Origin of the sequence: Cupriavidus basilensis (assembly GCF_029335485.1) — a bacterium.
Classification (GTDB): Bacteria; Pseudomonadota; Gammaproteobacteria; order Burkholderiales; family Burkholderiaceae; genus Cupriavidus; species Cupriavidus basilensis_E.
This window is the reverse complement of sequence record NZ_JARJLM010000563.1, coordinates 1-8,022: the sequence shown is the minus strand read 5'-3', so window position 1 is coordinate 8,022 and position 8,022 is coordinate 1. Positions and strand designations below refer to the sequence as shown.

The 8,022-nt window shown below is 65.4% G+C and carries 6 protein-coding genes; 5 read left to right on the top strand and 1 reads right to left on the bottom strand.

The window, feature by feature from the left end:
• The first annotated feature begins 265 nt into the window (after positions 1–265).
• Both P3W85_RS35185 and lpxC read left to right on the top strand, forming a co-directional pair.
• Positions 266–772: a peroxiredoxin gene (locus P3W85_RS35185; RefSeq protein ID WP_017227548.1), complete on the top strand. Its 507-nt coding sequence runs from the start codon at positions 266–268 to the stop codon at positions 770–772.
• A 174-nt stretch (positions 773–946) separates the two neighbouring features.
• A complete protein-coding gene (lpxC, locus tag P3W85_RS35180) occupies positions 947–1,864 on the top strand; it encodes a UDP-3-O-acyl-N-acetylglucosamine deacetylase (RefSeq protein ID WP_017227549.1) in 918 nt (305 codons plus the stop codon).
• A gap of 126 nt (positions 1,865–1,990) precedes the next feature.
• On the opposite strand, the gene P3W85_RS35175 is transcribed toward lpxC, so the two are convergent.
• Positions 1,991–2,503, bottom strand: a complete 513-nt coding sequence (locus P3W85_RS35175) for a hypothetical protein (RefSeq protein ID WP_017227550.1) — start codon at positions 2,501–2,503, stop codon at positions 1,991–1,993.
• A 94-nt stretch (positions 2,504–2,597) separates the two neighbouring features.
• Between P3W85_RS35175 and P3W85_RS35170 the strand changes: the two genes are divergently transcribed.
• The 3 genes from P3W85_RS35170 to argJ all read left to right on the top strand — a co-directional run bounded on the left by P3W85_RS35170 (position 2,598) and on the right by argJ (position 8,002).
• Positions 2,598–3,542 (top strand): M23 family metallopeptidase, encoded by a 945-nt coding sequence (locus tag P3W85_RS35170; RefSeq protein WP_276268162.1) that lies wholly within the window; start codon positions 2,598–2,600, stop codon positions 3,540–3,542.
• Positions 3,543–3,848: 306 nt separating this feature from the next.
• Positions 3,849–6,632: a preprotein translocase subunit SecA gene (secA, locus tag P3W85_RS35165; RefSeq protein ID WP_276268161.1), complete on the top strand. Its 2,784-nt coding sequence runs from the start codon at positions 3,849–3,851 to the stop codon at positions 6,630–6,632.
• A 140-nt stretch (positions 6,633–6,772) separates the two neighbouring features.
• Positions 6,773–8,002, top strand: coding sequence for a bifunctional glutamate N-acetyltransferase/amino-acid acetyltransferase ArgJ (gene argJ, locus P3W85_RS35160; RefSeq protein WP_276268160.1), 1,230 nt, complete (start codon positions 6,773–6,775; stop codon positions 8,000–8,002).
• Positions 8,003–8,022 lie beyond the last annotated feature (20 nt).

The window sequence follows — 8,022 nt, the reverse complement described above, 5'->3', positions numbered from 1 at the left end:
TTTCGAATTTCGAAGCCCGGTGTGACTTCATGGCTGGCGCAAGGCGCTGGTCCTGCATGGGCTGCCTTATGCGCCGCTTTTGAAGGCGGTCCGGCACATCCGCGCAAGCTCGCGCGGGTTGTCGTATGCTCCCTTGCGCCAGAACCTGGTCACGCCTGTGTCGGATGCGTCCGATGCCACAATGGGCGGCGAACAGCCTTGGGCGCCCGCAGCGGGCGCACTATGATGCTAAACAGGGTTTTTTACCCAGACAGGAAGACACACCATGATCGCTATTGGAGCGCGTGTGCCGGACGCCACGCTGAACGAGTTCTTTGAGGTCGAAGCCGGTGGCTGCGCCCTGGGTCCCAACGCGTTCTCGGCCGCCGAACTGGCGCGCGGCCGCAAGATCGTGGTGTTCGGCCTGCCCGGCGCCTTCACGCCCACCTGTTCGGCCAAGCATGTGCCGGGCTATGTGGCGCAGGCCGATGCCCTGCGGGCGGCTGGCGTGGATGAAATCTGGTGCGTGTCGGTCAACGACGCTTTTGTCATGGGCGCCTGGGGCCGCGAGCAGAATACCGCCGGCAAGGTGCGCATGATGGCCGATGGCAGCGCCGAATGGACGCGCCGCCTGGGGCTGGAGCAGGATCTCGGCGCACGCGGCATGGGGGTGCGCTCCAAGCGCTACGCCATGGTGCTGGACGATGGCGTGGTGACCCACTTGTGGCTCGAAGCCCCTGGCGAGTTCAAGGTCAGCAGTGCGGAAGCCGTCCTTGCGGCGTTGCGCGCGTAATACGGGAATGTGTCAATAGACGGCTTCATAGTGGTCTATTGCGCACTTGTTGTAAGATATTTCCTTGGTGATAACACACCGAAACAAAGTGATGCAGCGCAGCAAACGAAGCAGTGGTAAAATCACTATATTAGAAAGTGTAATTGATAGATTTTAATAATAGCTGAGATCGTCATGCTCAAACAGCGCACCATCAAATCCCTGGTCAAGACCGTTGGCATAGGCTTGCACTCGGGCCGTAAAGTGACGCTGACGCTGCGCCCGGCTCCCGTGGATGCCGGAATCGTGTTCACCCGCGTCGATTTGCCCGAGGCTGTCGAGATTCGCGCGAACGCATCGGCCATCGGCGATACGCGCCTCGCATCGGTCCTGCAGAAGGACGGCGCGCGCGTGTCCACCGTGGAACACCTGATGTCCGCCTGCGCGGGCCTTGGCATCGACAACCTGTATGTGGACGTCGACGCTGAAGAAATTCCCATCATGGATGGCAGCGCTGCGTCCTTCGTCTTCCTGCTGCAGTCCGCGGAAATCGAACAGCAATCGGCGCCCAAGCGTTTTATCCGCGTGAAGAAGGCCGTGGAAGTCCGCGAGGGCGACAAGCTGGCGCGGCTGGAGCCGTTCTTCGGCTTCAAGCTTGCCTTCACCATCGACTTCCGCCATCCGGCCGTGGACAAGACGGGCCAGACCTTTTCCATCGATTTCGCCGACACCAGCTATGTGCGCGAGATCGCGCGCGCCCGCACCTTCGGCTTCGCCCACGAGGTGGAAGCGCTGCGCGAAATGGGCCTGGCGCGCGGCGGCAGCCTGGACAATGCGATCGTGCTCGATGAGCATCGCATGCTGAACAACGAGGAACTACGCTACGGCGACGAGTTCGTGCGGCACAAGATCCTGGATGCGATCGGCGACCTCTATGTGGTCGGCCATCCCCTGATCGGCGCTTATATCGCCAACAAGTCGGGGCATGGGCTCAACAATCAGTTGCTGCGCGCCTTGCTGGCCGACCAGGAAGCGTACGAGGTGGTGACGTTCGAGCGGGTCGAGGACGCGCCGCCGGCGTTCCTGCCCCAGTTGCAGCCGGCCTTTGCGTAAGGGCCGGCGGGTTTGCCGGGCCGGCGCGAGCCGCTGGTCCTGCTGAAGGCCGGCCTCTGAGCCGGCTTTTTTACGCCTGCGCTTCCGTCCTGGCGGACCTGCCGCCAGAACCGGGATCGAAATGGCCTAGCGGTGGTGCGACAACAGCGTGTTCAACGCATCCCGCAATGGCGAATCCGGGAGCTCGCGCGCCAGCTGATCGATGCTGGACAAGCCCGTCGCCGACATTCTCGCCACCTTGGGCCGTTCCACCGGTCCGGTATCCCAATCGCTCTTGCGCCCGACGTCCGGTTGAACCCGTACCCGGATTGCGGTAATCTGCGAGCCCCGCTGTTGCAGTCTTCCAAGTAGCGTGGGAACCACTTGCCGGACCCGTGCGGCCGCTGCCCCATGGGCCGCGAGCAACAGCAATGTCCGCTCCCCCTGACCTTGGCCAATGCCGCGGCTGTCCTGCTTGACGCCAGCCACGGCGATGCCGTCCTGCAGTCCGCGCGGCAGGAGCGACAGCACCTCGGCTTCCAGCACGGCCAGTTCCCGCGCCGTCTGCATCAGGGCGGAGACCGGGCCGGCCTTGTCCAGCCAGTCGTTGAGCGGCTTGGCGGCGGGTGTCTGGAGGGCGTAGTGGGTAAACATGCGCATGCGCGCATTCTAGCGTGCCGCCGGCGCGAGCGAGGCGGCTTATCCGCCGAGGCCGCGCATCCGGCGCCGGGCGCCGCATGGAAGGAGTCGCATCATGCAGATCATCGTGCTTCATCCGCGCCTGCCGCGCGTGCGTCATTTCACCCTGTCGCGAGGGAAGCTCCTTGCCTGCATCCTGCTGCTGTGCCTGGCGGTTGCGCTGGCATCGTCGGCGCTGACCTGGGTCGTCGCGCGCACCGGCCTGGCCGGCATGGGTGCGCCGGCCCGCGCCGCTGGCGAAGATCCCTACCTGCGGGCCAATCTCAATGTGCTGGCTGCCCGCGTGGGCGAGATCCAGGCGCGCATGGTGAGGCTGGACGCGCTCGGCGAGCGGGTTTCCGGCCTCGCCGGCATTGCGCCCAAGGAATTCAACTTCCAGCAGCCGCCCGGGCGCGGCGGCCCCGCGCCGTCGGCCCAGTCGCGCGCCTCGACCCTGCCGGAGTTGCAGCTTGCGCTGGCGCAGTTGTCGGACCAGGCGGAACGGCACGCGGATTATTTCGATGTGGTGGCAAGCACGCTGCTGGACCGGCAGATCCAGGCTCGCCGTATCCCCCGCGTGCTGCCGGTGGCGACCGGCTACGATGCTTCCGGCTTTGGCTGGCGTTTCGATCCCTTCACCGGACGCCGCACCCCGCACGACGGCGTCGATTTCGCCGCGCCGGCCGGTACCCCCATCGTCGCGGCGGCGGGCGGGGTGGTGGTGGCGGCGGAGTGGCACCCCGAGTATGGCAACCTGATCGACATCGATCATGGCAACGGCCTCAAGACCCGCTATGCGCATGCCTCGAGGATGCTGGTGAAGGCCGGTGACCTGGTCAAGCCCGGGCAGCAGATAGCGCTGGTGGGCTCCACCGGGCGTTCCACCGGCTCGCACCTGCATTTCGAGGTGCATGTGGACGGCGTGCCGCAGAACCCGAACCGCTTCCTGGCTGTGGCTAAAGCGGCACCCGCCCAGCTTGCCCAGGCGCCGGTTCCCACCGATCGCAACGCCATCCGTTGAAGAACCGGGGGCGCGCCCCGATGTCGGAGGAAATGGATGCGTGGGTTGCATCCGGACCGGCGATGTGAAGAATGCGGCATTATTACCAGCCTGTGTCGTCAAGTGGCAGCAGGCACCCGGTGTGGTTTGCACACTGTTTCGCCTGCCACCTGGAACCGGTCGCGACCCGCGCGCGTGATAAACTCGGCGTTTTGCGCCAATCTTCCTATCCTCGCGCGGTCCGCCCTGGGCAGCCGGCCAAGCCGGCGGCCAGGCCGCCTAGTGCGTACCACGGCGGCGTACCACTCGCGTAGGTGAAAGCAATCGATGATCACGGGCCTTCTCAAGAAAGTCTTCGGCAGCCGTAACGAACGGCTGATCAAACAATATGGCAGGACCGTCGCGCAGATCAATGCGCTGGAACCGAAGTTCGAGACACTCTCGGATGACGACCTGCGTGCCATGACCGAGACCTTCCGCCAGCGCCACGCCGCTGGCGAAACGCTCGAGGCCTTGCTGCCCGAGGCGTTCGCGGTATGCCGCGAGGCCAGCAAGCGGGTCATGAAGATGCGGCACTTCGACGTCCAGCTGATCGGCGGCATGGTGCTGAACGACAACAAGATTGCCGAAATGCGCACCGGCGAGGGCAAGACCCTGACCGCGACGCTGCCGGTGTACCTGAACGCCATCACCGGCAAGGGCGTGCACGTTGTCACGGTCAACGACTACCTGGCACAGCGCGATGCCGAGTGGATGGGGCGCCTGTACAACTTCCTCGGCCTGTCGGTCGGCGTGAACCTGTCGCAGATGCCGCATGACCAGAAGGCGGCGGCCTACGGTGCCGACATCACCTACGGCACCAACAACGAGTTCGGCTTCGATTACCTGCGCGACAACATGGTCTACGACCCGGGTCAGCGCGTGCAGCGGCCGCTGAACTACGCCATCGTCGACGAAGTGGACTCGATCCTGATCGACGAGGCGCGCACGCCGCTGATCATCTCGGGCCAGGCGGAGAATCACACCGACCTGTACCAGCGCATGAACGGCGTGCCCAAGCTGCTCGAGCGCCAGATCGGCGAGGAAAAGGCCGATGGCACCGGCGTCGAGAAGCCCGGCGACTACTACGTCGACGAAAAGGGCCACCAGGTCTACCTGACCGAGGCCGGCCACGAGAAGGCGGAAGAGATCCTGGTGCAGCAAGGCCTGATCGGCGAGGGCGAATCGCTTTACGCGCCGCAGAACATCACCCTGATGCACCACCTGTACGCCGCCCTGCGCGCGCACAGCCTGTTCCATCGCGACCAGCACTATGTGGTGCAGAACGACGAAGTCGTGATCGTCGACGAGTTCACCGGCCGCCTGATGACCGGCCGCCGCTGGTCCGACGGCCTGCACCAGGCGGTGGAGGCCAAGGAAAGCGTGACCATCCAGCAGGAAAACCAGACGCTGGCCACGATCACCTTCCAGAACTACTTCCGCATGTACGAGAAGCTGTCCGGCATGACCGGTACGGCCGATACGGAAGCCTACGAATTCCAGGAGATCTACGGCCTGGAAGTGGTGGTCATCCCCACCAACCGCGGCGCCCAGCGCAAGGACTTCCAGGACCAGATCTACAAGACCTCGACCGAGCGCTACGACGCCGTGGTGCGCGATATCCGCGACTGCTACGACCGCGGCCAGCCCGTGCTGGTGGGCACCACCTCGATCGAGACCTCGGAATACCTGTCCGGCCTGCTGAACAAGGCCGATCTGCCGCACCAGGTGCTCAACGCCAAGCAGCACGCTCGCGAAGCCGAGATCGTGGCGCAGGCCGGCCGGCCCAAGATGATCACCATCGCCACCAATATGGCGGGCCGCGGTACCGATATCGTGCTGGGCGGCAACGTGGAAAAGCAGGCTGGCTTCATCGAGGCCGACGAAAGCCTCTCCGCCGCCGACAAGACCGCGCGCATCGCCCACCTGGAAGGGGAATGGCAATCGCTGCACGAGCAGGTCAAGGCCTCTGGCGGCCTGCATATCGTGGGCACCGAGCGCCATGAGTCGCGCCGTATCGACAACCAGCTGCGTGGCCGCGCCGGGCGCCAGGGCGACCCGGGCTCGTCCCGCTTCTACCTGTCGCTGGACGACCAGCTGCTGCGCATCTTTGCCGGCGACCGCGTGCGCGCCATCATGGAACGCCTGAAGATGCCGGAAGGCGAGCCGATCGAGGCGGGCATCGTCACGCGTTCGATCGAATCCGCGCAGCGCAAGGTGGAAGGCCGCAACTTCGACATCCGCAAGCAGCTGCTGCAGTACGACGACGTGGCCAACGACCAGCGCAAGGAGATCTACAAGCTGCGCAACGAAGTGCTCGAGTCGCATGACGTCGGCGAGATGGTGAAGAACCTGCGCGAGAGCGTGCTGGTGGACATGTTCCGCGACCACGTGCCGGCCGACACCATGGAAGAGCAGTGGGACATCGCCGGCCTGGAAGCCAAGCTGCGCGACGATTGGTCGTTGGAGGTCCCGCTCGCCAGGACCATCGAGGCTGCCCAGAGCATCGAGGACGAAGAACTGCTGAACCTGATCATGCGTACCGCCGACGAGCGTTACGATGCCAAGGTCGGCCAGGTTGGCCGCGAATCCTTTGCCGGCTTCGAGCGCTCGGTGATGCTGCAAAGCATCGACACCCACTGGCGCGAGCACCTGGCGGCGCTGGATCACCTGCGCCAGGGCATCCACCTGCGCGGCTATGCGCAGAAGGATCCCAAGCAGGAGTACAAGCGCGAGTCGTTCGAACTGTTCGCCCGCCTGCTCGACGTGATCAAGGTCGAAGTCACGCGCGTGATCTTCAACGTGCAGATCCAGTCGCCGGAGGAACTGGAGCAAGCCTCGGAGCAGATCGAGGAAGGCCTGTCGCATCTCGGCAACGTGCAGTACAAGCATGACGAGTTCGATGAGGCCGGCCAGGCGGCGGAGGGCGCTGGCAGCACCGCGCCGGAACGCGCCGGCATCGCCTACGCCGCCGCGGCCGAAGCCGCGAGCATGGCCAAGGTGGGGCGCAACGATCCCTGTCCGTGCGGCTCCGGCAAGAAGTTCAAGCAGTGCCACGGCAAGCTCAGCTAAGCCGCGCACGGTGAAGTCAGCAAACATGCCCGCGCAAGCGGGCATGTTCGTCAGGGGCGGCGTTTTCCGCGCGGCATGCGCGGGCCTTTGGTCTCCTGGCGCCAGCAAATCAGCAACGACGAACGCATAGAGGAACGCACATGGCCGTCAACCTGCCCCTGCCGCTGGCAGAGAACCTGAAACCTGTCGCCGGCGTCGAGCTCGGCTGGGCCGAAGCGGGAGTCCGCAAGGCCAACCGCAAGGACGTGCTGGTGGTGCGCATTGCCGCAGGCAGCACCGTGGCCGGCGTGTTCACCCGCAACCGTTTCTGCGCAGCGCCGGTACAGGTCTGCCGCGAGCACCTGGCCGCGGGCAAGGGCATCCGCGCGATCGTGGTCAACACCGGCAACGCCAACGCCGGCACCGGCGAGCCAGGCCTGGCCAACGCCCGCGCCACCTGCGATGCGCTGGCTGCGCAACTCGGCATCGCCGCCGAGCAGGTGCTGCCGTTCTCGACCGGCGTGATTCTCGAGCCGCTGCCGGTGGACCGCATCACCGCCGCGCTGCCGGCCGCCATCGCCAATGCCAGGCCCGACAACTGGCTGGCCGCGGCGGAGTCGATCATGACCACCGATACGCAGCCCAAGGCTGCCTCGCGCACGGTGCAGATCGGCGGCAAGACCGTGACGCTGTCCGGCATCAGCAAGGGCGCGGGCATGATCCGTCCCAATATGGCGACCATGCTGGGCTTCGTCGCCACCGATGCCACCGTGTCGCAGGACGTGTTGCAGGCGCTGGTGTCGTACGCGGCGGATCACTCGTTCAACAGCATCACCATCGACGGCGATACGTCCACCAACGACTCCTTCGTGCTGATCGCCAGCGGCCAGGCCGGGGCACCGGCCATCGAGCGTGCCGAGGGCGCCGATTTCGAGGCGCTGCGCGCCGCGCTGACCGACCTGTCGCAGGAACTGGCGCAGATGATCGTGCGCGATGGCGAGGGCGCCACCAAGCTGATGACCATCCAGGTCGAAGGCGGCAAGGACGTGGCGGAATGCCGCCTGATCGCTTACGCGGTGGCGCACTCGCCGCTGGTCAAGACCGCCTTCTATGCCTCGGACCCCAACCTTGGCCGCATCCTGGCCGCGGTGGGCTATGCCGGCGTGGACGATCTCGAGGTCGAGCGTGTCAATTTGTGGCTGGACGATGTCCTGGTCGCGCGCGACGGCGGCCGCAATCCCGATTATCGTGAGGAAGACGGCCAGCGCGTGATGAAGCAGGCGGAGATCACCGTGCGCATCGCGCTCGGCCGCGGCCAGGCCGCCGCCACGGTCTGGACCTGCGACCTGTCGCACGACTACGTTTCGATCAACGCAGACTATCGTTCGTAAGCATGCCGCGCGCCGTGCCC

What these genes read in the sequence shown, in the direction of transcription:
- P3W85_RS35185 (WP_017227548.1), top strand. Translation starts at nt 266, where the DNA reads ATGATCGCTATTGGAGCGCGTGTGCCGGACGCCACGCTGAACGAGTTC.
- lpxC (WP_017227549.1), top strand. Translation starts at nt 947, where the DNA reads ATGCTCAAACAGCGCACCATCAAATCCCTGGTCAAGACCGTTGGCATA.
- P3W85_RS35175 (WP_017227550.1), bottom strand. Translation starts at nt 2,503, where the DNA reads ATGCGCATGTTTACCCACTACGCCCTCCAGACACCCGCCGCCAAGCCG.
- P3W85_RS35170 (WP_276268162.1), top strand. Translation starts at nt 2,598, where the DNA reads ATGCAGATCATCGTGCTTCATCCGCGCCTGCCGCGCGTGCGTCATTTC.
- secA (WP_276268161.1), top strand. Translation starts at nt 3,849, where the DNA reads ATGATCACGGGCCTTCTCAAGAAAGTCTTCGGCAGCCGTAACGAACGG.
- argJ (WP_276268160.1), top strand. Translation starts at nt 6,773, where the DNA reads ATGGCCGTCAACCTGCCCCTGCCGCTGGCAGAGAACCTGAAACCTGTC.